Source organism: Solitalea lacus (assembly GCF_022014595.1).
Lineage (GTDB): Bacteria > Bacteroidota > Bacteroidia > Sphingobacteriales > Sphingobacteriaceae > Solitalea > Solitalea lacus.
This window is the reverse complement of sequence record NZ_CP091740.1, coordinates 1,903,142-1,928,187: the sequence shown is the minus strand read 5'-3', so window position 1 is coordinate 1,928,187 and position 25,046 is coordinate 1,903,142. Positions and strand designations below refer to the sequence as shown.

16 protein-coding genes are annotated in these 25,046 nt (G+C 39.5%); 2 read left to right on the top strand and 14 right to left on the bottom strand.

Translation table 11 applies throughout. From position 1 onward, the window contains the following. Positions 1 to 298: 298 nt before the first annotated feature. The 5 genes from L2B55_RS08165 to L2B55_RS08145 form a co-directional block, all read right to left on the bottom strand. On the bottom strand, positions 299 to 1,690 hold the full coding sequence (locus L2B55_RS08165) for a S8 family peptidase (protein WP_237850053.1): 1,392 nt from the start codon (positions 1,688 to 1,690) through the stop codon (positions 299 to 301). Positions 1,691 to 2,109: 419 nt separating this feature from the next. Further along, positions 2,110 to 2,418 (bottom strand): YdhR family protein, encoded by a 309-nt coding sequence (locus L2B55_RS08160; protein WP_237850052.1) that lies wholly within the window; start codon positions 2,416 to 2,418, stop codon positions 2,110 to 2,112. A 286-nt stretch (positions 2,419 to 2,704) separates the two neighbouring features. Further along, positions 2,705 to 3,016 carry a type II toxin-antitoxin system RelE/ParE family toxin gene (locus L2B55_RS08155; RefSeq protein ID WP_237850051.1) on the bottom strand — a complete coding sequence of 104 codons (312 nt, stop codon included), beginning with the start codon at positions 3,014 to 3,016 and terminating at the stop codon, positions 2,705 to 2,707. Beyond that, complete coding sequence (locus L2B55_RS08150; protein WP_237850050.1) at positions 3,004 to 3,186, bottom strand: hypothetical protein; 183 nt, start codon at positions 3,184 to 3,186, stop codon at positions 3,004 to 3,006. The genes L2B55_RS08155 and L2B55_RS08150 overlap by 13 nt, the downstream gene beginning before the upstream one ends. A gap of 395 nt (positions 3,187 to 3,581) precedes the next feature. After that, positions 3,582 to 4,532, bottom strand: coding sequence for a hypothetical protein (locus L2B55_RS08145; RefSeq protein WP_237850049.1), 951 nt, complete (start codon positions 4,530 to 4,532; stop codon positions 3,582 to 3,584). Positions 4,533 to 4,921: 389 nt separating this feature from the next. Here L2B55_RS08145 and L2B55_RS08140 point away from each other — a divergent pair, with 389 nt between their 5' ends. After that, a complete protein-coding gene (locus tag L2B55_RS08140; RefSeq protein WP_237850048.1) occupies positions 4,922 to 6,079 on the top strand; it encodes an IS110 family RNA-guided transposase in 1,158 nt (385 codons plus the stop codon). Positions 6,080 to 6,157: 78 nt separating this feature from the next. Here L2B55_RS08140 and L2B55_RS08135 read toward each other — a convergent pair whose 3' ends face one another. The 9 genes from L2B55_RS08135 to L2B55_RS08095 all read right to left on the bottom strand — a co-directional run bounded on the left by L2B55_RS08135 (position 6,158) and on the right by L2B55_RS08095 (position 22,710). Continuing rightward, positions 6,158 to 6,859, bottom strand: a complete 702-nt coding sequence (locus L2B55_RS08135) for a hypothetical protein (RefSeq protein WP_237850047.1) — start codon at positions 6,857 to 6,859, stop codon at positions 6,158 to 6,160. A gap of 35 nt (positions 6,860 to 6,894) precedes the next feature. Next, positions 6,895 to 8,253 carry an IS110 family RNA-guided transposase gene (locus tag L2B55_RS08130; protein WP_237847101.1) on the bottom strand — a complete coding sequence of 453 codons (1,359 nt, stop codon included), beginning with the start codon at positions 8,251 to 8,253 and terminating at the stop codon, positions 6,895 to 6,897. Positions 8,254 to 8,594: 341 nt separating this feature from the next. Beyond that, the gene (locus tag L2B55_RS08125; protein ID WP_237850046.1) at positions 8,595 to 14,162 is read right to left on the bottom strand and encodes an alpha-2-macroglobulin family protein; all 5,568 of its coding nucleotides are present in this window, start codon (positions 14,160 to 14,162) and stop codon (positions 8,595 to 8,597) included. 156 nt (positions 14,163 to 14,318) lie between these two features. Beyond that, positions 14,319 to 14,723 (bottom strand): hypothetical protein, encoded by a 405-nt coding sequence (locus L2B55_RS08120; RefSeq protein WP_237850045.1) that lies wholly within the window; start codon positions 14,721 to 14,723, stop codon positions 14,319 to 14,321. A gap of 69 nt (positions 14,724 to 14,792) precedes the next feature. After that, a complete protein-coding gene (gene topA / locus L2B55_RS08115) occupies positions 14,793 to 17,192 on the bottom strand; it encodes a type I DNA topoisomerase (RefSeq protein WP_237850044.1) in 2,400 nt (799 codons plus the stop codon). Between the two features lie 321 nt (positions 17,193 to 17,513). Beyond that, positions 17,514 to 18,788, bottom strand: coding sequence for a replication-associated recombination protein A (locus L2B55_RS08110; protein ID WP_237850043.1), 1,275 nt, complete (start codon positions 18,786 to 18,788; stop codon positions 17,514 to 17,516). A 59-nt stretch (positions 18,789 to 18,847) separates the two neighbouring features. Beyond that, complete coding sequence (locus L2B55_RS08105; RefSeq protein WP_237850042.1) at positions 18,848 to 19,411, bottom strand: GNAT family N-acetyltransferase; 564 nt, start codon at positions 19,409 to 19,411, stop codon at positions 18,848 to 18,850. Positions 19,412 to 19,490: 79 nt separating this feature from the next. Continuing rightward, positions 19,491 to 20,993: a TonB family protein gene (locus tag L2B55_RS08100; protein WP_237850041.1), complete on the bottom strand. Its 1,503-nt coding sequence runs from the start codon at positions 20,991 to 20,993 to the stop codon at positions 19,491 to 19,493. 79 nt (positions 20,994 to 21,072) lie between these two features. Then, complete coding sequence (locus tag L2B55_RS08095) at positions 21,073 to 22,710, bottom strand: acyl-CoA carboxylase subunit beta (RefSeq protein WP_237850040.1); 1,638 nt, start codon at positions 22,708 to 22,710, stop codon at positions 21,073 to 21,075. Positions 22,711 to 22,881: 171 nt separating this feature from the next. Between L2B55_RS08095 and L2B55_RS18855 the strand changes: the two genes are divergently transcribed. Further along, a complete protein-coding gene (locus L2B55_RS18855; RefSeq protein ID WP_255696570.1) occupies positions 22,882 to 25,032 on the top strand; it encodes a TonB-dependent receptor in 2,151 nt (716 codons plus the stop codon). Positions 25,033 to 25,046 lie beyond the last annotated feature (14 nt).

Here is a 25,046-nt window from a genome sequence, read left to right as displayed (position 1 = left end):
CGGAAAAGGTGCGATGAAAACTGTGCGATCTTTTCCGCCGTGACGTAAAGATAATCACAAAAACTCGAGCGGACATTGTTGTAGTGACTTATGAAAAGACATGCTATTAACCGAAAAAAAGCCGCCGCATAATATGAATTGTGGTAAAAATCAAGAAAAAGCGACACAATTATTCGCATAATTTTCCTTAAACTCCCGATTTGACAATGGCAAAAGCTTAAGCAGTTTGTTGCAAACGGCAATCAAAGCAAAGAATGAGATAACCCATGTTCTTTTTTTCAAAAATATTACCAGAGTTTTAAAACCCACTGACATTCAGCCTGCCGCCGGTAACGCATTTGCCGCTTAAAGAACTTGTAGGCACAGCACTATTTAAAATGGCCGCTTTAATTGTTGCTGCCGATACTCCTGGGTGAGAAGCTGCATAGAGAGCAACGCCGCCTGTAACATGTGGTGTGGCCATTGAAGTGCCGCTGTAAGATCCATAAGAGGAGGTACCGACATTGCTAGGCAAGGTAGAATAAATACCTGAACCGGGAGCCCCAATATCTACAGTATTAACACCATAATTGGAGAAACTTGATAAAGCACCGGAAGAAGTAATAGACGCCACTGCAATAATATTGGCACTTGTATAGCTTGAGGGATAACGAAGTGTTAAGTCATTGCTTGCGCCGTCATTGCCGGCAGCAGCTACAAATAGAATATTAGCCGCATTTGCTCTATCAATGGCATCTTTTAAGCCCTGCGAAAAACCACCACCTCCCCATGAGTTATTCGTTGCCGGAATATTAAGGCTATGGCGGGTTTTCAAATCTGTTATATAATCAACAGCTTTAATTGCATTTGCAGTGGTTCCCCCTCTTCTGCCCAAGAATTTGGCGGAGATAATTTTAACTTTCCAATTTACGCCCGCTACTCCAATTCCGTTGCCACCGACTGCACCGATAGTACCCGAAACGTGGGTGCCATGATCATCCTGAGTACCATCAAAGGTGGTATTATCATTCTTGTCAAAATCCCAGCCGTGAATATCATCTTTATAACCATTGCCGTCATTATCTACCCCATCCACTGGATCAAAGGGATTCGTCCAGAAATTAGCCGCAAGATCTGAGTGTGCATACATAGCTCCCTCATCAATCACCCCAATATATACCGAACTGGAACCTGTATGGCCCGCCGCCCAAGCTTCACCAGCCTGGCAGCCATACTGATTTACCGGAGAGGTGGCATCACCATACATACCCCATAAAGAACTGTTAGTAAAATAAGGGTCATTTGATAAAACATCATGCTGATAAATATAGTTAGGTTCCGCGTATTCGATCTCTGCTGCTCTCTTAATCTTACCAAGCGCTTCAAGTACAGCAAGAGGCATATGAATCACAACAATTCCTTCATTATCACCAAATCTTTGCATGGTTTTGGTAAGAATCTTTTCTGAAATATTAGCGTTGATCCTTGCCAATATTTTGTTTTTGACTTCTCCTGAAAGACCTTTCTTAAATTTTACGATTAATTCATTTGGCACATAATTACTTGCTTGCACTGTCGATGCACTTTCTGTCGTTTTTAACTGGACACTTTCTTCTTTTGTAGAGGTTAAAATTTCTTCTTGTTTTTGACAAGAGCTGATGAGCATTGCCAACAGGCCTGCAGCAGCGATAATTAATTTTTGATTTCTCATAATACCGGAGATTTGTCAAGCAATTGACCACTAAGTCAATAAGCAAAACCAGAAGCAATTGTAATACCAATATTACTTAAAGAAGGTCTCTTTGATATGATTTCAAGAAGTGAGTGACAGGCACTTGTTGCGAAAGTTGAACTGTTGCTGTAAAAATATTGATTGGATGAAGGACTAACGTATGTCGCCCATTCACTTGTTTGTGGTATTGCTTATTTTATTAAGAGAGAGTATTAGTTGGTTCCATTACAGCTAACGATTTATAGCATGGCGATGGTGGGGCATTTGAAAAAATCAGCCCAACATTTGCACAGATGCCCAGTGGAAGTACAGATGTTGAATATACAACCATCTACCCCTCTATTGTCAAACAAAAGTTAGCGGTAGTGCTTCTGGCAACATAATAGAAGCTCCACTCCCTATTTTAGTCCCCTGGTAATTAATGAAGCATTTTGATTTACTTCAAAGTCAACCGAAGAAACGTTTTTTACGAACGGTCGGCTTACAACTGCTTTTACAAGGTCAGAATGCATAAAGTCCTCCATTGCAGTTTTGTTTTCCCACAAATAGAAACCTCCAAAAGTATTTTTCTCTTCGTCTGCCAACCAGATTTTTGAAATAAGACCATGTACTTTCGATATAACTGGTGCATCGGGTTCTACCATTTGCTTAAGATATTCCGCTTGGGAGATATCTTTTAATTGATAAGTGATTAATTGTGCGTGCATTATTTTATTTTTTAAGTTAATAAATAATTAATAATGATGCAAAGGTAGTTAGTTGTATCGTCATAGCATTACCAAAAACGTTTCGCAGCGCATTGCTGCCACTAAATGTGCAAGCTTCAAAAGAAACTTATTTGGAAACAATTTATCGGCTTAACCTTGCAATAAAGCCCCTGAGTCTTCAATAGAATTGACTTCAAAGAAAAAGGCTCTGAAATTTGTCCATCCAAATCTCAGAGCCTTCTTTTTAGCAGGGGTTGTGCAACAGCTACGCATGTTATAGCCCGTTTTACTCTTCCCGACCCAAAGCAGGATTATTTGATAAAAGTCGTCTGCTGTGATGTACTGTTAAAACGTCAATCAGGTCTGCAGAAACAATACGGTAAATGATTCTATAATTGCCCTGAATGATTTCTCTGACTGCTTGATTGTTAAATTCTGGAACAATACGACCAGCTTTTGGCTGTGTCTCAAGGATTTCAACTGCATCAAAAAAACGTTGAACCTGAATCTCGGCATATCGTTCAGAGTCTAGGGCAATAAAATCAGCAATATGTTCAATGTCATGAATTGACTGGAGCGTCCAGTTTACTTTAACCATTTTTTAAGTTTTTCTTTGGCTTGGTCAGTGGTTAAAGTTTGTCCGGAGTTAGATTGTTCGAGTCCAATCTCAATTTTTTGAAGCAATATGATTCTGTCAAGCAAATCGTCTAGAGAGAACTTTTCAGGTAAGTCCTTTATTGTCTGTATTAATTGTTCTTTTGTCAACATAGTCCTACAAGTTACCCAAATATAACAAATTTGCAATGAAGTGCTGAACAGTGAACTAAAATGGGCTATAACGTTTTGCGCTTGACGCAGGTGCGAAGAAAGTTCCATTTCATTGTCCAGCGTGACGAAAATAATTTAACGTATTTGGATTTGCAAGTTGCACGTCGGCGCACTTGCGGCATAGCGCGTGTGCTTGTTGCACAACTCGGGTGAATATCCACACTTTCGGTTAAATTACCAACACAGCGGTTAAAAAAGGGGCTTTGGGGTTATTTTTAAAGCATGCAAGGCCGTAAAACCTACCAAGAAAAACTCTTTACTTCTTTCCAGCTCTCCGCCCAGCCTTCATCGCTTGTCCTGCGGACACGACGAACGCTTAGTTGTTAGCTGTCGCTTTATTTATCGCATCGATGTTTGATTACTTCCAATAACCTATCCTGAAAGTCTTGTAAGAACAGATTACCCCAAAACCTATTGTAATAATTTACTTTTGATGTCAATCGATAACTTGAATTGAGACTTAATTTCAATTGATGGTTGTCCAACTTTTTAATTTCGTACGTAGCATTTACAAAGTGAAAGTAACCACCTTCCAAAACATGCTTATCAAATACTCTGTTCCCAATGGTTGTTGGGTCAACCTTGATATCAAATGAAACACGTTGATTGGGTTGCCAATCCGTGATTGTTTCAATAAAAGTCAACCCTCCCTCAAAATGACCTATTCTCAAAGCTCCTAATTTTTCTTCTTTAAGTTCTGCTGCTATTGGTCTTGGAACGCCCAAACGATTAAATAAACCTGAATTATATTCTTTACTTTGGATTTCAGAAACGCGAATGATATTATTCCAAACGAAATTTGGTGTTGAATTTATTGTAACTTCACTTTTAACGGTATAAATTTCAGAGGGGCTTTTGAAAGCTTCTTCTAAGGGCGAAAATAAAAATGGGATTAATATTACAGTTAATAAGGTGTTATGCCTTGAGGCTCTGTTAATCCTAATTAGGCGGAAAATTAATGCTCCGATTGTCGCTAATATGAAAAAGGGACCTCCTAGAATTAAGAGACAAATTGTTTCTTCCCAACCCAACAAAAACATTATTAAAAAGGCCGATGAAACGGTCAACCATGGAATGAAAATAATTGTCTTATAAGATTTGATTTGCCTATCGTCCGCGAAAATCAAAGGGACAATTCCCAAAACTGCTGGCACAAGAAATAAATAAGACAAGGAAACGAGAGTAGCCTTTTCGCCAAAAACGAATCTAGTTACCAGTCCATAAGCAACTCCAATAATTAGTCCTAAATAAACCAGTTTATTTTTTTCTGTAAGTCTTTTTAACATTATTACTGTTGCCCTTGTTTAAATTTCATATTTGCACAGTGCCTCCAAGAATGCCTATAACGTTTTGCGCTTGACGCAGGTGCGAAGAAAGTTCCGTTCCATTGTCCAGCGTGACGAAAATAATTTAACGTAGTGGGTTTTGCAAGTTGCACGTCGCCAGCACTCATATCATTGTAAAAGTATTATATTTTATGTACTCAGGTAAAAAGAGGAATCAGGGCCCCGCACTAGACAAGTGCTTTGCACTATGTTGTTCGCAAGGCATCCCTCTTTTTGTTATTCTTTTCAGCCTGAACAGTACTTAAAGGCGTGCTTAATCCCAACACGACCTTGTATAACACATGAGTATAGGCCGCAGAAAGAATGGAGTTTTTCTAAACCACTGCATTATGAACAACAACGACTACTTGAAGTACGGCATTGGCATCGACATGGCCAAAGCCAAATTTGATGCTTGCATTGGGGTAATCAACTGCCAACAAAGCTTTACCAAACTGAGCAGCCGGCAATTTGCCAACACCCCGAAAGGGTTTGTGGAGTTGATAAAATGGGTTAAAAAACAATGCAAACAACCTTTACCTCAACTTTTTGTGATGGAAGCCACCGGTGTGTACTATGAAAACCTGGCTTTTCACCTTAACCAGCAAGGAGAACATGTGGCCGTAGTGCTGCCCAACAAAGCTAAAAAGTACAAAGAATCCCTGGGGCTGAAATCCAAGAACGACAGCATTGACGCCCTGGGCCTGAGCCGCATGGCTTGCGAACAGGCCTTGGCGCTGTGGAAAGCCCCGCAAGCTGGTATCTACGCCTTGCGAACGCTGACCCGGCAAATTAAAAACATGGCTACCCAGATTACCGTAGCCTCCAATCAGTTGGAAGCGGTTCAGTATGGCATGTATACCGACAAGCTGGTGGAGAAAATGCTGCGGCAACAAATCGCCTTCTTTAAAAAACAAAAGGCCCTGCTGCTCAAAAGCCTCGAGCAGGCCATTGCTGCCGACCCTGTGCTCAGCGCCAAGTTTGAAAAGATCCACATCAAGGGCTTGGGGCGATTGGCTGTGGCCACCGTGGTAGCCGAAACTAATGGCTTTGAACTCTTTCACAACAGTGCCCAGTTAGTCAGTTATGCCAGCTATGACGTGGTGGAAAACCAATCGGGCAGCCATCGGGGCAAAACCAAAATCTCCAAAAAAGGTAACAGCCACATTCGCCATTGTCTTTTTTTTCCGGCCTTGAACATGGTGCGCTACCGAGTGAGTCCTTTTGTTCAGCTGTACGAACGTATTTATGAACGCAGCCGCATCAAGATGAAGGGATATACGGCCATCCAGAAAAAACTGTTGGTAATGATTTATACGCTGTGGAAAAACGATATGGCTTTTGATGAACAGTACCATCTTAAATCCATATTCGCTGATGGGGAGAAGGCGCCTTCTTTCGGTTTAGAAAATAACCCAAAGGCTCAAAAGCAAGTAGTCCCGCTCAAAAGCAGGACTACACAAGATAAGCATTCCCCGACGGGTCGAAGTTTGCCTTCTTTCGGTTGAATAAAGTTAAAAAAATCTTGAAAATTTCTTGGTTTTTATGACAGTACCTTGCGGCATAGCGCGCGTTGTGTGCAGACATTATTCCCGCACCAACTTGACTTTTGCAACAAACCAAGGAACTGGTTCTAGTCCATTCACCTCATCATTCATGTAGACCACTACTGGTTTCCAATCTATTCGATCGTTAAACAAACCATATTCATTTGCATTAAGTCCAAATGTGTTTAATAAATCTTCTGAAATGCTATTACAATAGAAGGTATGGAAGCTACCGTCTAGCTCGACACCAATTAAGTCAAAACCTAAAAGTTCTTCTTTAGTAGACTCCGATTCAATAATCCTATTTGAAAGATTTTCATAAAGCCCGATTGTCCCTGAGTTTTCACCTTCTGGTTTAAATTCACCAACAAAATCGTTTGTTTCAGATTCACTGAAATAAACGGCCATGATTTTTACATCAGTTAGATGAGAAAAGAAAATTTGTCGGTATTCTTTTGCTGTTTCAAGGTCTGCAAATACGCTATTCCACCCAATTCTTTTATCTTCAAATTTTCTGTCAACCCATTGACGTATTTTCGAAACTGTGTTGTCATTTACAGAATAGTCTTTTTTTATGGTGTCAATTTGGAGATTATTGTCTGAAGTCCATGAATAAGCCCAACTTTCGAGCAGACTGTTATTGATGCAACTGCTACAAGTATGAACAGTCTTTCCAACTAAAGGACCAAAGTCCATTGGTCGCAGTCTGATTAAATAATATCCTCCGAGATAGTAGTTCATTTATGTTTCTGACTAACGTTTCAAGAAAAGATGTTTTAAAGGCTATTAAAGCCCAATTCTTCATTAGTCAGGCCGAATTTATCAATTTGTTTCCGAATCCGTTTCACCATGCCCAGTTTTCTTTTCTGATCCAAAAACAGGTAACCTGCTGGGTTAATGTAAGTGGCTCCTTTAATCAGTAAGTTCCAGATAATCACGGCCAGCTTTCTGGCAGTAGCGCTGATGGCCGACACACGTCCCTTTCGGAAACTGATCCGTTGAAAAAAATCCCTTAAGGGTGTGGAGTCTTTCAGGTTGCCAATGGCATTGGCTGCATTTCGCAAGGCTATTTTTAGCCGGTTACTTCCCTTGGGCACTTTGCTTGAGAGTACCTTCCCCCCGCTCACCTTGTTGTTGGGCGCCAGGCGCAACCAGCTGGCAAATTGCTTGGCATTGCCAAACTTCCGAATGCCTGCTAAACCAACTTCGCTCATTAAGGAAAGTACCGTTGAATAACTCATTCCTTCGATGGCCAGTAAATCCACTCCCTCGAACATTTGATAGGACTTCAGATTCAAGTCAATGTCTTTTGGGCTGTTTTTATTAATGCGTTTATAGATTTTAGGGGGGAGTTGATGCTGGTTTTTATTGGGGTCATTGCCAATAATCTTTTCAAGCTGCTCGCCTATTTTTACGTCACATTGCAGCACCTTCTCCTGCAGGTAATCATAAGTCTCCAGTTCCTGCTGCAAGGCAAAGAGGTAATCGGCTCTGCCGTTGCTTTGCAGGGCCAGGGCAAGTTCGTGTTCACTTTTTCGGCAGTTGCCATGTCGCAGGGAAGCTAGCTTTTGCGGATTGGATTCACCTTGGCAAATGGCTCGAATGATGCTTAAGCCGGTAAGTCCGCAAATGTCATTGACCACCACATCCAGTCGCAAGTTGAGCAATCGAAGGTATTTCTGCATTTTTTTGGAGGTAGAGGCCGCCTGATGAAGTAAGTTGGATCGGTGACGACAGTAGGTGCGCAGTTGCTCGGTCGCTTCATCGGGTAAAAAGCTGCTGTTTAACAAGCCCAGCGTGTGCAGCTTCTGGATCCACTGGCAATCTTTTACATCCGTCTTTTTCCCTTTAATGTTCTTGGTGAATTTTCCGTTGCACAACACGACCTGAAAGCCTTTGGCTATGAGTACGGCATAAAGGTTTTGCCAATAGGTGCCTGTACTTTCCATCGCTACTGTTTTGACTTTTTTCTCCCCGAGCCACTGGGCCATGGCAAAGAGATCCTGGTTATACACCCCAAATTCCCTGACCTCTTCCGGCTGTTGTCCCACAGCCACCCAGTGCGACCGGCTGCCCACGTCGACTCCTGCCGCATGAGCATTGACCACTTCCATTGGAATCGATTCCTGTTCCATGTGTTAACAGTTTAGAAACTCTTTGGAGATGTGCTTTTGGCTAAGAAAATATTCTGAACGGGGTCCCTCTTTTATGGAGGGCCACCAATGAAGTCATGGCAAACATCTCAACCAGGATTGCGCCCGTGCTTTATAGCGACACTTTTTAAAACGGCCTTGCAAAGAGCTTTCCTAATTTAATGAATTTGCCCAGATTGTGATAGACCTTTACGTTAGCCCAAGGAGTCAATTCCTCTGAAATAGGATGGATTGCACACAACGATTGGATAAACGCAGTCCTTTTTACCTTTTTGGCTTAGTTGCATTTATATTTCAGTTATCAGGCCCTCTGCTTTTTCTTATTACCTGGCCGGTATTACCTCCACCCAAGAACTGGATGTTCCAGAGCTAATGGTTGCATCATACATAGCCTCGCAATAAGATGATGGCAAATAGAATCTGCCTATATAAGATGCATTCAGTAACACATGGTAAGTAACGGTATTACCTGTTGATAAATTAAAATAGGTATAAACCGCATCGTCCTTAATATCCTTATAAGTAGCAGGCGATGAGTTGAACCTGTTCTCATCATTAGTTAAGCGGGTATTGATAATTTGCCAGCCCGAAGGAAATAATTGCGACAATGCCATTTGCTCATAATTACCACGTTTACCCGGGTTGGTAATAATCACCTCAGCCAAAAAGTCTGTTCCTTGTTCCAGTTTTCCGGGATTTATCGTTTTTCCATCCAATGATCTATAACTCACCCGCATTTGCAAGACATCAGTGTTCTGATGCTCTTCAACTTGTTCGCCTACCAAAGGTTTTCCGCTAGTAATCACCCTAACGTATAAAATATTGGTTCCTTTATTTTGTAAATTAACGGTTCCGTTCTTGTTCAAGTTAATTTGCGAAACAACTGATGAAGAATTTACCACAGCACTTGCGCCATTTATCAAATAGGAATAGCTCATCTTTGATCCTTTGTTAGACCCGCAATAATTGGCTATAGCAATTAATGAGTAAGCAGTTGTTTGCGTACTGTACCAATCTTCTTGTGAAAGTTTGGCCGCAACGGTTTGTACTAATGCACTGGCCTTTTGCTTTTCTCCCAATAATGAAAGAGTTTCCAAAATCATGGCTTGGTCTCGTAAATCGGAACCAAAAGTACCTCCTAATTGCTTATATTTTTTCACCGAAGTACTTAGTCCACGGATCAAGCTTTGAGCGGTTTCCTCTTGTCCGGCCAGTTGATATGCAGCAGCCAAACGCCATTTAGCTTCATTTGACAAGTATTTAAATGCTTTCAAGCGATTCATTGCTCCAATTTCAGGCGCTTTTACCAAGGCTAACAAGTATAATCGATAGGCTTGAGAAAGGTCTCCTCCATAAAAATTATCAGTTGTTGGTGTCCAGGCAATTGCTTTGTACTTTTGGAATTTTTTCCATTGCTGCAGCATTGAAGGCGGCAAAGTATAACCACGCTCCTGCGCTTCTAAAATAAAATGGCCTGCATAGTTTGTTCCCCATTCATCAGGCTGTGAATCACCCGGCCAATAACCAAAACCTCCATCTGAGGTTTGAAATCCTTTCAAGCGATTAATAGCCGCTTTAATATTTCTGTCGATTTCTGCTTTGCGGTGATCGTTCAAATCCATTAACTGGTCTAAGGTTAACTGTGGAAATACAGAAGAAACCGTTTGTTCAACACAACCATGCGGATACTGCATCAAATAGCTTAAACGTTTAGCCAGGTTAATCGGTGGTATATTTGAAACTTCCAGAGTTCCTTTAGCGGTGCTTAACATTCCAATCATCTTTACAGGCAGAGAAACCGACTTACCTGGCATAAGAGTAGCTTGCTGTACTTGGGTGATAGTATTATTCGGATTCCGTACATCTATTTCTACAGTTTCTTCTGATTTCTCAGCGCCACTCTGAGCTGTAACTTTTACCTTGGCAACCCCTGTTATTTGTTTTACACGTACATCAAAATAAACCATTTGCTCACCCGGCTGACTGAAATTCGCCGCTTTTGCATTTCCACCAATAACTTCTAAAAACGGATTGCTTTGCAATGAAACAGCGACAGTGTGAATGTTCTTTTCCATGGCAAACACACTAACAGGCAGTTTAAACGATTCACCAGGGCTCAATACTCTTGGCAAAGTGGCCAATAGCATCAATGGCTTTTTAACGGCAACAACCTGCTCTGCGAAACCATAAGCCCTCTTTTGTCCTGCAATAAGCATCACTTTTACCGAGCCGATATAAGGAGGAAGCTTGACAGAATGATTGTTGACACCTTTTCCTTTCAACACAAATGGCCCTAAAAACTTCACAACTGGTTTAAATCTGTTAGCCCTGTTAGCCGCAGCTGCTTTGCCGCCGTTCTGGTCACCGCCGATGCTTAGAATACGTTCCAATTCACCTCCCCAGGCACCAATTACATAGTCAAACATATCCCATGTTTTAACACCCAAAGCTTCACGGGCATAAAATACCGAGTAAGGATCAGGTGTTTTAAAACGGGTAATATCTAACAAACCTTCGTCAACCAAGGCTACGGTATAAGTCATTTCTTTGCCTGTTGCTTCCGAAACAGAAAACTTCACTTCGCTTTCCGGCCTGATGGATGAAGGAATTTTAAGTATTGGTTTCAGGATGGTATTTTTATCTTCCACCGAAATAGGAATAGCTCCATACATGCGTATAGGCTTATCATTTACAGTTTGTGAATGCGGTTGCAACAAAGTAATGTTTACAAATACATTCGGCGACATGTTACTTTCTGCTTTAAACTTGAAATGTGTTTCGCCTTTTTGTGCATCAACCCAATACGTTTTTATCACTTTGCTACCCGATTCAATGCTAATCAAAGCTCTCCCTCCTTGAGCTGATGGGATAGTTAACTTTACCTCTTCTCCAACATTATACTTTTCTTTATCACTGTTAAAGTTTAGCATAGTAGCAGCAGTAGCACCGCTTTCATCTGTCCGTGAGCTCCAATATGGATTATCAAGGTAAACAACCTGACCGGTAACATGACCGCTTGCAACATCCCTCAATCGTATTAAATACCGTCCCCACTCATCGTCATTTACTTTAAGGTTCCACGTGGCACGTCCGTTGTTAAGAGTGACGGTTTCTCTGCTGATAAACTTGTTGTATTCATCCTGGGTGAAATTACTGAAGTCATCATTGCTTTCGTCCCACCACCATTTCCATTGAATTTTAAATAACTCAACTTCAACCTGTCGTGTTCCTCCAATTAAGCCCCCGGTCGTTGTTACGTTGGCAATATCTACCGGAACATTTTTCCCAGTAGGTAACATGCCTGTATATTCGTCACCTGGAGGCGTTTTCATACCCACGTACGAACTGTATACATGATAAGGAAGTGTGAAATTATCAATACTGAAATTGCCGCCGGGTTCAAAAACTTTAACCAGAAAATTAGCATTAAGCATACCCGGAGCCATTTTATCTACGGAAATGACTGCTTTTACTGTTGCTTTTCCGTTTTCATCAAGTTGCCCATCAAAAATTGTTTTATTTTCAGTAGAAAAACTTGAAACAGGATTCTGAAAAACATAATCAGAAAAACCTTTGAAAGATGGTTGTGCAGCTGATAATGAAATATCAACTTTAGCCTTTAAACTTCGGGCTGTACCTCCAAACAACCATTTAGCATTTAGCATCCCTACTGGATTATCACCTTTGCTTAATTCCTTTTTACCAAAATCAAGATTGATTTTTAAGCGATTCGGCATGATGGTTTCAACACGAATAACTTTTTGAAATGTTGCTCCCCCCACCTTTACTTTCGCCTGCCAGTTCCCAGTTGGTGAATTAGGTTCAGTAGCTGTTGGGAATGAATAAAATCCATTTACCGACTGTGATTTCACTACTTTTTTATACAATTGCCCTTTAGGATTATACAGTTCAAAACTTACCGGATGCCCCTTGGGAAGCTTGTTTTCTAGATCTTCCAGAATAAAGGTTACATAAATAGAATCCCCCGGACGCCAAACGCCTCTTTCTCCATAAATAAAACCTTTTATCCCTTTTTGTACTTCATCACCACCTAAATTAAACTTACTGATCGGTAAAGAGCTTCCGTCATCCAACTTTAAGTACCCGCGCTGTTGGCCACTTTTGGCTAATAACAAAAATGGTTGACGAGGCAGCTCAAGTCTGACTAAACCTTCTTTATCGGTTTTTCCCGTACCCAAAACCTGGCGCTGATAATCGAGTACCTGCACTTCAGCCCCTGAAATTGATTTAGTGGATAACAAATCTGTAACTGCCACCAACATACTATTATCATTACCGCGTTTAGCAATAATACCTAAGTTTGAGGCCAGCACATTCCGTACTGCCCAACGTTGTTTATTGTAGTATGACAGCTTACAAGGATCTTCTCTTTCATCCCAACTGTAACCATATGGATAATAAGAATCGTATCGATTCCAAAAATCATCGTCCTCATCTATCTTATCACCGTAATATTCCCGTTCCTCATTTACAGTTTCCGTTGAATCATGCTCACATGTACGTAGCGCATATTCCCTTCTAAAACCAATAGTAATACGATAAATAGCTCCTGGTTCCGTTCTGATCAACTTATCCAGATCAAGAGCAAATCGATTCTTTTTATTCAGTTGGATGCCTTTATCAGTATCAAGTCGAATAGTCTTTTGTGCAACAGGTTTAGCAACTCTCCTCAGGTCAGATTCCCCATTTAGATCATTTTGCTGCAAATATTGCGGTATGTTGTTTTCGTAAATTTTGATGATGGTTACATCTACTGCGTTAAGGTTTGATGCAATGAACGGCATTACAAGTTTTCCACCAGTTGGCATTATTACGCCTTTACCAGGAATTTCAACTGAAGGTAAACGATTTTCAAAAAACACATTAGCTGTCATTGATCGTGTTAAATCAGCATCATTTGCATTTTTGATGCCGGCAGCTACATTAACAGTATAACTTTCATTTAAATAGTCAGGAGCATAAACTTTGACCTCACTTCCTGAAATTGTGTACCGCAAATCGGTAATCTGTGCAACTGAAATCAATCCTTCTAAACTTTGACTAATAGACAAAGGCTCTGAGAACTGAACCAAAACATATTGTTCGGGATCATTAATTGCTCCTACATTTAAAACCTTAAAATCGTTTAAAGCCGGAAGACTTGCTTGTTGTCCAACGACCTTATCTATATCAAGCGGGCTTCCTGAACCTTTTATAACTAATATTTCTTCAGTATTTGCTTTGTGTAAGCTGTCAATTATAAATCGATGTGTCCTTAGCTCATTTTCATGCGTCCATTTTATCAATTTATCTTTTCCTGCTAATGATGAAGAAATTATTTGTTCTACTTTTTCCGGATCTTCAGCATCAGCGGTATAGATAACTCCAGAGTAACTCATCAACTCAAACGAGTTATCAACTGCTTTAAACCCATTATAATCAATAGAAAAGGACGGCTTAATTGTAGAAAAACCAAATTCAAAATCAGCTAGCTCTACCGGCACATTAGTAACCTTTTTCAGATTGAATTTAACCTCATATGCCTGATCCGGTTTCATATCCTCTTCCGGCCTGAACTCAACAGTTCGGGCATCAACCCAAAACGCCTTACCTTTAATTGCAGGACTAATTTGTATGATTCCATCACCTAAAGGCTCATCTGCAGCATGCAAAGTTTCTGTTTGTGAGGCCAACTGAATTTTAATGGTGCTCTGCTTCGAAATTACGCCACTGGTATACGCTTCAATAAATTCATTGTAAGCTGCGTCAGGTTGCTTAGCGGTAAATTTCTTACATGAAACAAACCAATAACTGGCAGTTACTGTAACTAAAAAGAATGAGAGAAATATGAATAATACTTTACGTTTTGACGGATCGATCTTAAGGCTCATAGGTATGTGATAAGAATATGCCTTAAAATTGAGAAAAAAAACAAAAAGTTAAGAACGAGTAGACTATTTATTGCAACTTTTGGTTTCAGCCAAAAAAACAGCCCTTGCTTAACACGGGCTAAATACTTTAGGATTAACTAATTATCCATAAAAGCTTTATCTAATCATTACTCCAATCTTATCAATCAAAGGGAGCTTAACAAAGTTATCTTCGATAATACTTTCAGGCAAGAAAATATATTTTTTGTCATACATGATGCCATTGTGATAAAAGCTCAACCAATACTCATTAGTTAAACCAAAAACCTGCTCATCAATGGCTTCAATTTTGGCGTAATCTTTACTATCTACGTTTCCAATTACGTGACGTAAAAGTGTTGTTTTAACATCCTTTCCATCATGTTTACCATAACCTTTTGAATTAACCAAAACGGTTTCTATCGGAGAGTTCTTAAGGTTAAGCAGGTACACATTCCAACTGCGTCCTTCAGCTGACTCATTTTCCAAAGCAACCACAATTGCTACGTCTTCTACAATATTTTCAGGAAGGTCTTTTTTCATTGTTTATTGGCTTTATAAAAAAGTCCATGGACCACAGACAATGGACCATGGACTTTTCTGATAGTATAATTACTTACTCGACTTTTTTGTTGTCGTTTTCTTTGCCGGAGCTTTTTTTACTGTTGTAGCTTTGGCCGCAGTAGTTTTTGCAGGAGCTTTTCTAGTTTTTGATTTATCAGCTGAAGCATCTTTGTCCGCAAGCTCTTTACATTGTTCGAATGTTAAGGATGCAGGATCGGTTCCTTTCGGAATTTTCACGTTTTGTTTACCGAAAGCAATGTAAGGCCCCCAACGTCCATTTAACACTTTTACATTTTCGTCTTCATCAAACGCTTTAATCAACTTATTAGCGTCCTTTTCACGCTTAGCCAAAATCAATTCAATAGCCCTTGCTTCATCTATCGTGAATGGATCATCCTCTTTTGTTAACGAATAAAAAGCATTATTATGACGAATATACGGTCCAAAACGACCGATTGCCACAGTCATTTCCTTGTCTTCAAACACGCCTACCTTTTTAGGCAACCTAAATAGCTCAAGCGCTTCATCAAGGGTAATTGTCTCAATCATTTGACCGGCTTTCAGACTTGCATATTTCGGCTTTTCCTCATCATCCGATTCACCTATCTGGACAAACGGCCCATAACGACCGATACGAACCGAAACCCTTTTTCCGCTTTCAGGGTCTAATCCTAAATCACGGTCAGCACGCACACGATCGGCTGTTTTAATAGTATTTTCTACATCTTGATGAAAAGGATTATAGAAAGAACGAATCATTTCTGTCCATTCTTTCATACCGTGAGCAATCTCGTCAAACTCCTTCTCAACCGTAGCTGTAAAGTTATAATCAACAACTTTATCAAAATATTGAACCAAGAAATCGTTTACCAAAGCGCCTATATCACTAGGGAACAATTTGGCCTTCTCATTACCATAAGTTTCTGACTCGATTTTCTTTTCAATTTTCCCGTCTTTGAGGGTAAGCAGTTGATAATTGCGCTGCTTTCCATCACGATCCTCCTTAATTACGTAACCGCGCTTCTGTATAGTAGAAATGGTAGGCGCATAGGTTGAAGGACGACCGATACCAAGCTCTTCCAGCTTTTTCACCAAACTTGCCTCTGTATAACGTGCTGAAGGGCGAGAAAAACGCTCTGCGGCTATCATTTCCAAAAGCTCAAGCGGTTGGTTTACAGACAATGGAGGCAATATTGATGTATTTTCGTCATCGTTTGCATCTTCCTCGTCACGAGATTCCATGTAAACTTTAAGGAAACCATCAAACTTTAACACCTCTCCTTGCGCCTGAAATTCTTCCTGACGAGTAGAAACTCCAATTTTAACATTGGTGCGTTCAAAAGCGGCATCACTCATTTGTGAAGCAATTGCTCGCTTCCAGATTAATTCATATAAACGACGTTCAGCCGGTTCACCATCAATAGTATGATCATTAAAATACGTCGGACGTATAGCTTCGTGAGCTTCCTGAGCGCCGGTAGTTTTAGTTTTATATTTACGATGATGATGATATTGGCTGCCATAAGCAGTTTTAATCTCATTCTCTGCAGCACTTAACGCTGTGTCCGATAAATTTACCGAATCAGTACGCATATAGGTGATCTTTCCGGCCTCGTACAAACGCTGGGCAATTTGCATGGTTCTGCTAACGGAGAACCCTAATTTGCGGGATGCCTCTTGTTGCAGTGTAGAAGTGGTAAATGGAGGTGCAGGCGTACGTTTCGCAGGCTTAACTTCTAAACCATTTACTTTGAAATCAGCACCTAAACAGTCTTTCAAAAACTGTTCACCTTCTTCTGCCGTTTTGAAACGTTGAGGTAATTCGGCTTTTAAATTTCCTTTTTTACCATCCGTAGAAAACAAAGCCGTAATCTTAAACTGAGCTTCAGCTTTAAAATGATTGATTTCACGTTCACGTTCAACAATAAGTCGAACAGCCACAGACTGCACACGACCAGCTGATAAGGAAGGCTTTACCTTTTTCCAAAGAATAGGAGAAAGTTCGAAACCCACCAGACGGTCTAGCACACGACGGGCTTGTTGAGCATAAACCAACCCGTAATCAATACCACGAGGATTATCAATAGCCTTTAAAATTGCAGGCTTGGTAATTTCATGAAAAACAATACGTTTGGTTTTGGATTCATCCAAATTTAATGCCTGCAGCAAGTGCCAGGAAATGGCCTCTCCCTCACGGTCTTCATCGGATGCCAACCAAACCGTCTCGGCTTCTTTGGCTAATTTTTTTAATTCAGAAACAACTGCACGCTTATCATCGGGCACCTCATACTTTTGTGCAAAGTTGTTGTTCACATCAATCGCATCATCACCCTTAGCCAAATCACGTATATGACCAAAGCTTGACTTGACAAGAAAATCCTTGCCCAAGTATCCTTCAATGGTTTTGGCTTTAGCCGGTGACTCAACGATTAACAAATTTTTGGCCATAGAAAGTCAAATTTTTCGCAAATAAACTAAATTCTTTATAATACCTACAAACAATAAAAAAGGGATTTATCTTTCAGTGCTTAAATGATACCCATTTATAAACTGATAGCAAGAAACTTAACTTTTGTTTGGGTAGTGTAGATTTTTGTAACGGGCTTAACTATTTTCGTGCCAGTTGCTACATTTTTATTGGTGTAACCAAAGCTAAGACAAATATTCAACTCATTATTAACACTGTAAAAAATGATTCTCTTTTTTGACCAAGATTAATTCAGACCAATTTATGCTTAATCAATTGTACAATTACATAGGCCGGTTGAATTAATAACTGTATTTATCCTTCCACCTGGCTTTTAAAAACTGACGATATTGTGCCTCTTTGGAATTATCTCCTGGATCATAAATTTTCTGTCCGCTAAGCTCGTCCGGCAAAAATTCCTGTTCAACAAAATTACCTTCATAATCGTGTGAGTAAAGGTAGTCCTTCCCATAGTTAAGTTCCTTCATCAACTTGGTTGGTGCATTGCGCAAATGTAATGGCACCGGCAAATCTCCTGTTTGCTTTACCAGTTGCTGGGCTTTACCTATAGCTAAGTATGAAGCATTGCTTTTGGGTGATGTTGCCAGGTACACAGCGCACTGACTTAAAATGATCCGGCTTTCAGGATAACCAATAGTTTGTACTGCCTGAAATGTGTTATTAGCAATAACCAAAGCAGTTGGATTGGCATTACCAATATCTTCAGAAGCTGAGATCAGCATCCTGCGGGCAATAAATTTAAGGTCTTCACCACCTTCAATCATTCGGGCCAACCAATAAACAGCACCATTGGGATCACTACCTCGAATGGATTTGATAAAGGCGGAAATAATATCGTAATGCTGTTCTCCCGACTTATCATAAAAGGCGCCATTCTTTTGAGCCATTGTTGCCACCAGCTCGTTGGTAATCACTAAGGGGTTATCTGTAGAGCCGGCAGCCACCAATTCTAATGTATTTAATAATTTTCTAGCATCACCTCCCGAAATTCGGATCAACGCATCTGACTCCATGATTTCGATGTTCCTCTTGGCCAGAATCTCATCTGTGGTTATGGCTTTTTGCAATAGTAAATCCAGATCAGCCTTAGCAAAATGATTGAGAATATAAATCTGACAACGAGACAACAGAGCCGGAATCACTTCAAAACTAGGATTTTCTGTAGTTGCGCCTATTAAGGTAACCAAGCCTTTTTCTACCGCACCTAATAAGGAGTCTTGTTGTGATTTACTGAATCGATGAATCTCGTCAATAAACAATATTGGACGTTGTGCAAACATGCCCCTACTCGAGGAAGCACTGTCTATCACCTCCCGAACATCCTTTACACCTGCATTTATAGCACTGAGCTGATAAAATGGCCGTTTAGCTACATTAGCAATAATTAATGCTAAGGTAGTTTTTCCTGTACCCGGAGGGCCCCAGAAAATCATGGATGGAAAAGAATCCATGGCCAGCATTTTACGCAAAACACCTTCACTGCCAACTAAATGAGATTGGCTGATATAATCATCTAAAGTTTTAGGGCGAAGGCGCTCGGCAAGAGGTTGTATCATTTTTCGTGAAAATCTATCAAGCAAAAATATTTATTTTGCTAATAAATTTAGGAAATAAATTATACATCCAGTCTAACAATAGCTTTGCTTTTACCATTATACTTAGCTATCTGAAAACTATTAGCGAGGAAGGCCGTTAAAATACCTCCCCACAAAAAAGCATCTGCCGATTTAACAGCATATGGAATAGAAGGATAAGCTTCCAAAGTTTTTATTCCTTTTGATTTAGCAAAGACAATTGCCCCATGAATAAGCTTTTTTGAAATCCCCAATCTTCTGTAATCTTTCTTAACAAAAAAACAAGTGATTGACCAAACAGGCTTATCATCGAGCCTTGCTAAACTTTTAGATTTTTCAATTCTATAATAATCTTCACGGGGAGCCAAGGCTATCCATGCAACAGGTACGTTTTCAACAAATGCCATTAATCCAATAAATTTTCCGGCATTTACCAATGAATGCATTTTTAACTTGTTCCCCTCATACTTATTTTCATTAAATTCTTTGGATGATAATCGATACCACATACACCAACATCCCGCGCAACCTCCCTTTTGTCCCATTAAGTTTTCAAAATGAGACCAGTTATGGATTGAGAGTTCTTGAAATGTTAGCTCCTTCATGGTTTTGAAATATGGGTCACTCTTGGTGACGATTCATAGCATAAAATACTAAATATGATTTTTTTTACCCAAAAAACAATCAAAAACGGGAGCTTTCAGGGAAGCTTAATAAAGGTGAATTATTCGCTGTTTTACTCAAACTAAAGTTGATTGGTAAAGAGAACTGAACTCTTGCAGGTTCTCCTCTAATTATCCCCGGGTTCCATTTTCCATTCATTAATTTCACAACACGAATCGCTTCTTCATCGCATCCGAAACCAATTCCTTTTTTTACTTCTGCCTCTTCTATATTTCCCTCTTTACTCACAATAAAAGTCACCAAAACCTTTCCTTGAATATTATTCGTACGAGCCCAATTTGGGTAAGTTAGGTTGCTGAGAAGAAATTTTGACATATTATTCATCCCGCCTTGGAATTCTGGAAAAGTTACAGCTGCAGTATATTTTATATTTTTTTTCACGTTAAACCCATCTATCAATTCTCCTTTGCTGAAATTTTCTACAAAAAGCAACTCTTTGTTATCTAATTGATATTCTTTAAACTCTCCTTGCTTTTTGCCTGAATCATATGAACCAATAATCAGCGAGTTACTAAGCACTTCTTCTAAAAGCCCGGCTCCATTAGCTATTGTTTTCTTTCCAGTTTTCTTCCAATACTCAATCAATATTCTTGACTGATAACTTTGTTTATTTTGAATAATAGATTCAAATTGCCCGTTATCATACCAAGAGTAGGTTGTGGCAGTGCCCTTGTTATAATTTGTAACAGATGAGACCAACCCATTTGAATAATACTCAATTCTAGGGCCGCCATTGGGCCATTCTGTTGAAATAAGCTTTCCATCAATAGTAAAAGTTGAACTTTCACAAGAAGCATTCACCCACTTTTTACTATCAGGCTTAAAAGAAATTTTATATTCAGATGCACTATCGACATCTCTTGCAAGTACCAACTGAGTAGTCCCATTAATTGTTGTACCTTTAATTCTCTTAAAAAGAGTTTTCCTATAAGTGAAAATATCCACTTCTCTATTTTTAAGATTCAGTAAATATTGATCAGCATTATAAGTCCCTAAACCATCAACAGGTTTAACCCAACGATAGCTTGCATTTACTGTGTCTCTAGTAAATTGCAACTTATCATCCAGATAGGTTAGAATATAATCCTTAAAGTGAAAATCTTCATTCTGAGGCAAGGTGAATTCTACCGAAACAGGAACTGATTGACATACTGTCTCACCATTTTTCACAGCAGGTTTCCATGCTTTAAATAATGATACCAACCTTTTTGCTTCTTGGTCACACAAGGGATCTATCCCAGTGACTATTTTAACTTCACCGGATTCTCCGTTCTTATTAATAACTACTTGAAGTGTCACAGTACCTGATTTTTTTTCAACCAAGGCTCGATGAGGATACATCATATTAACATCGAGATATAATTTGAACTTTTCCCAACCACCAAATGGTTGAACTATGGAATCGACTTCAGAGGGATTAAATATGCGTGTTTGTGAAAAAGTTAAATCAGAAACTAAAAATAAAATGGTTGATAGTAATAGGTATTTAAATTGGTTTTTCATTAGGGTTAATAATTTTTATTCAGTCAAGCTCTTCGATAGAAAAATTCAGTTCGTTTATATTGATATGTTTATTAATACATTACACCTGCAAAACCCCAACATTAAATGGCTTTTCAATTGGAGCATGATTTGCAGCTTCAATACCCATTGAAATCCACTTACGGGTGTCTAACGGATCGATTATTTCATCTACCCACAGTCGTGCGGCTGCATAATAGGGAGTAGTTTGACTGTTATATTTATCCGTTATCACTTTCAATAGTTCTTGTTCTTTCTCTTCGGTAATCTCCTCTCCTTTTGCCCTTAAAGATGCCTCTTGAATTTGCAACAAAGTTTTGGCAGCTTGAGCACCACCCATCACCGCAATTTTAGCACTAGGCCATGCGGCAATAAAACGAGGATCATAAGCTTTACCGCACATGGCATAATTACCAGCTCCATATGAATTACCCACCACGATGGTAAATTTAGGTACTACAGAGTTGGCCACAGCATTTACCATTTTAGCTCCATCTTTAATAATTCCGGCTTGTTCGGAGCGAGACCCGACCATAAACCCTGTCACATCCTGCAAGAATACCAGTGGTATTTTCTTTTGATTACAGTTCATAATAAAACGGGTAGCTTTATCAGCCGAATCGGAGTAAATAACCCCACCAAACTGCATTTCTCCTTTCTTTGACTTTACAACTTTACGTTGATTGGCGACTATACCTACAGCCCAGCCATCAATACGGGCATAACCACATAAAATAGACTTACCGTAAAGCTCTTTATACTCGTCAAACTCGGAATTATCTACCAAACGATGAATGATATCGAGCATATCAAACTGCTTGTCACGACTCTCTGGTAAGATTTGATAAATTTCTTTTGGATTATTAATTGGCTCTTTAGCTTCAATTCTGCTGAAACCAGCCATGGGATTATGGCCAATTTTATCAACCAATGATCTTATTTTATCTAAGCAATCCTGATCATTCTCACATTTATAATCTGTCACTCCCGAAATTTCCGAATGTGTAGTGGCTCCTCCCAAGGTTTCATTATCGATATCCTCGCCAATTGCTGATTTTACCAGATAAGAACCAGCAAGAAAAACAGAACCTGTTCCATTTACAATTAAGGCTTCATCACTCATGATGGGCAGGTAAGCACCTCCTGCCACACAAGAACCCATAATGGCTGCAATTTGAACAATTCCTTTAGATGACATAACTGCATTGTTCCGGAAAATCCGACCAAAATGCTCTTTGTCCGGAAAAATTTCATCTTGCATAGGCAAATACACCCCTGCACTGTCAACCAGGTAGATAATCGGCAAATGATTTTCCATCGCTATCTCCTGTGCTCGAAGATTTTTTTTGGCTGTAATTGGGAACCATGCACCTGCTTTTACGGTAGCATCATTGGCGACAATTACACATAAACGGCCGGATACATAACCCAGCCCCGTAACCACACCTGCCGACGGACATCCGCCTGCTTCTTCATACATATTATAGGCGGCAAAGGTCCCGAATTCAGTAAAATCTGTTAGAGGATCAATTAAGTAAGCTATGCGCTCGCGTGCGAGCATTTTGCCCTTTTCTTTTTGCTTTTCTGCAGCTTTATTCCCCCCACCTAAATGAATTTTCTTTTTCTTGTTTTGGAGTTCGTAAAGGAGTTGCTTGTTAATATCTTCGTTACGGCTAACTTCTATTTCATTATCATGCATAGGGTAATGGATTATTGATTCCGAAAAATAAGCAATCCAAATTAATTATTCAGGCTTTTACAACTTTAATTAACAGCAGGTGAAAGCCTTAAGAATTTCTTTATTTAAAATAATTCTAAATAAAAATAAAATTATACTTTTGCGTCACTTTAAAATTAGTCTAAATAATCCATGAATAAATATTTACTCTCAATTCTTGCTTTAACAACCTATACTAGTGTTTTAGCTCAGAAAACCAATCAACCATTAAAAGATAGTTTAAAAGTTAACGCGCCCATCGTTAAGGAAAAATACTTAGATGAAATCGTGGTATCTGCCAGTCGTGGAACGGAGACCAGAGATAAAGTACCTTCAACCATCAGCCTTGTAAATAAAAAACAAATCGAGTCGCAGATGGCTGTGAGTCCTAACCTTGGTGAACTTTTGGCAAGAGTACCAGGCATGGCTGTTGCGTCAAACCGTACTTCTAACTTTGGTCAAACATTAAGAGGTCGTGGTTTATTGGTGATGATCGATGGAATTCCTCAATCAACTCCACTTCGTAATGGTGGCATGGACGTTAAAACCATTGATCCGGGTGTATTGGAGCGCATTGAAGTTGTCAAAGGCGCTACTGCGATTTATGGTAACGGTGCAGACGGAGGTTTGATCAACTATATCACTAAAAACCCTGATGTGACTAAAAAATTCGGCTCAACTACCAGCTTAAGCACAGGTGGATCATTGGTTAATTTACGTGAAAGTATGGGAGGCCGCATTTCGCAACAAGTATATGGCAAGCTGAATAAATTCAGTTACGTGGCAAGCGGTATGTACGAAAAAACTGGTGTTAATCGTGACGCCAATGGCAGCATTTTGCCTCCTCGCTACGGTTTAGGTGAAAATCAAGCTTATAATACCTTTGGAAAATTAGCTTATGAGTTTAATAATAAACACAGCGTTGATGTCATGTACAACTTCTACAGCAACCGCCAAAAGACAAACTATGTGGTTTTACCAGGGGTACCCGGTTCTAGTCCGGCCACAGCGCAAGAAGGCATTGCGCCTGGTGTACCTGAAGGAACTCCTCATAATCACAATGCTCAAATTCATTACGGCGCTAAGGAATTGTATGCTAATACAAGCCTTGATGTAAACTTGTATTTGCAAGATTTTTATACCATTTATTTCTGGTCACCTACCTTTAAGAACGGTGGTCAATCCACAATTAAATCGAATAAAAAAGGAGCCCGATTCAACCTTAATACTCCTTACTCAATCGGAGGTTTTGCCGATGGCAGTATTACCTATGGAGTTGACTTTTTAAATGATGTAACTTCTCAATACTTAATCGATGGTCGTGTATGGGCACCAGAAATGAACATGAAAAATCTTGCGCCTTACATGCAACTAAAAACCACTGTACTCAAGGATTTTGTATTGAAAGGCGGTTTGCGTTTCGAAAACATCGGCGTTGATGTTCCTGATTACACCACATTGATAACGATTAACCAAACAACAGGTAAAGAAACTGGGGGAGTTGCGGTAAATGGTGGTAAGTTAAATTACAATGCATGGGTATTCAATGCCGGATTACGCTATACCAGATTTCAGGAATTCAACCCTTATTTCAGCTATTCACAAGGTTTCACAATTAACGAATTAGGACGTATTTTAAGAACTGCCCAATCAAATTATTTACAAAATTTACAACCTGAAGCCATTCTTATTAATAATTATGAACTGGGCTTTAACAGTCGTTTGAACAACAATTTAAGCTTTTCGGCAGCTGGTTATATTAGCACTTCAAAACTAGGTGCCAACACTAAGGAACTAAATGGGGTTTACTATGTTCTTCGTGCTCCTGAAGAAATTTACGGTTTTGAAGTAGTGGCTGATTATAAATTTAACAACAAACTTCAAGCAGGTATTTCATACGATTATATTGAAGGTAAAGTGGATGAAAACAACGATGGTACATTTGAAAAATATTTACCGGGTAACCGTATTATGCCTCAAAAATTCACCACTTATATTGAATACAGCCCTATTAATAAATGGAGCATGAAAATGCAGTGGTTATATACTGCCGACCGAGAACGTTTCCAGCCAAATGCAACAACGGGAGCCTATGGTTATGCAGAAAGACCGGTTTCAAGCATCAATGTTTTGAACTTTAGCACATTCTATACTGTTAATCCCAAAGCTAAAATCAGTTTAGGAGTTGAAAACCTTTTGAATAATGATTATTACACCATTAACTCACAATGGGAAAATGATGCTTACTTATATCAAAAAGGTAATGGTATCAAAGCTACAGTTTCATTAATTTTGAACCTTTAAAAAAAATCAAAGCC

Excerpts from the sequence above, each read along its gene's own strand:
- L2B55_RS08165 (WP_237850053.1), bottom strand. The coding sequence starts at position 1,690 with ATGAGAAATCAAAAATTAATTATCGCTGCTGCAGGCCTGTTGGCAATG.
- L2B55_RS08160 (WP_237850052.1), bottom strand. The coding sequence starts at position 2,418 with ATGCACGCACAATTAATCACTTATCAATTAAAAGATATCTCCCAAGCG.
- L2B55_RS08155 (WP_237850051.1), bottom strand. The coding sequence starts at position 3,016 with ATGGTTAAAGTAAACTGGACGCTCCAGTCAATTCATGACATTGAACAT.
- L2B55_RS08150 (WP_237850050.1), bottom strand. The coding sequence starts at position 3,186 with ATGTTGACAAAAGAACAATTAATACAGACAATAAAGGACTTACCTGAA.
- L2B55_RS08145 (WP_237850049.1), bottom strand. The coding sequence starts at position 4,532 with ATGTTAAAAAGACTTACAGAAAAAAATAAACTGGTTTATTTAGGACTA.
- L2B55_RS08140 (WP_237850048.1), top strand. The coding sequence starts at position 4,922 with ATGAACAACAACGACTACTTGAAGTACGGCATTGGCATCGACATGGCC.
- L2B55_RS08135 (WP_237850047.1), bottom strand. The coding sequence starts at position 6,859 with ATGAACTACTATCTCGGAGGATATTATTTAATCAGACTGCGACCAATG.
- L2B55_RS08130 (WP_237847101.1), bottom strand. The coding sequence starts at position 8,253 with ATGGAACAGGAATCGATTCCAATGGAAGTGGTCAATGCTCATGCGGCA.
- L2B55_RS08125 (WP_237850046.1), bottom strand. The coding sequence starts at position 14,162 with ATGAGCCTTAAGATCGATCCGTCAAAACGTAAAGTATTATTCATATTT.
- L2B55_RS08120 (WP_237850045.1), bottom strand. The coding sequence starts at position 14,723 with ATGAAAAAAGACCTTCCTGAAAATATTGTAGAAGACGTAGCAATTGTG.
- topA (WP_237850044.1), bottom strand. The coding sequence starts at position 17,192 with ATGGCCAAAAATTTGTTAATCGTTGAGTCACCGGCTAAAGCCAAAACC.
- L2B55_RS08110 (WP_237850043.1), bottom strand. The coding sequence starts at position 18,788 with ATGATACAACCTCTTGCCGAGCGCCTTCGCCCTAAAACTTTAGATGAT.
- L2B55_RS08105 (WP_237850042.1), bottom strand. The coding sequence starts at position 19,411 with ATGAAGGAGCTAACATTTCAAGAACTCTCAATCCATAACTGGTCTCAT.
- L2B55_RS08100 (WP_237850041.1), bottom strand. The coding sequence starts at position 20,993 with ATGAAAAACCAATTTAAATACCTATTACTATCAACCATTTTATTTTTA.
- L2B55_RS08095 (WP_237850040.1), bottom strand. The coding sequence starts at position 22,710 with ATGCATGATAATGAAATAGAAGTTAGCCGTAACGAAGATATTAACAAG.
- L2B55_RS18855 (WP_255696570.1), top strand. The coding sequence starts at position 22,882 with ATGAATAAATATTTACTCTCAATTCTTGCTTTAACAACCTATACTAGT.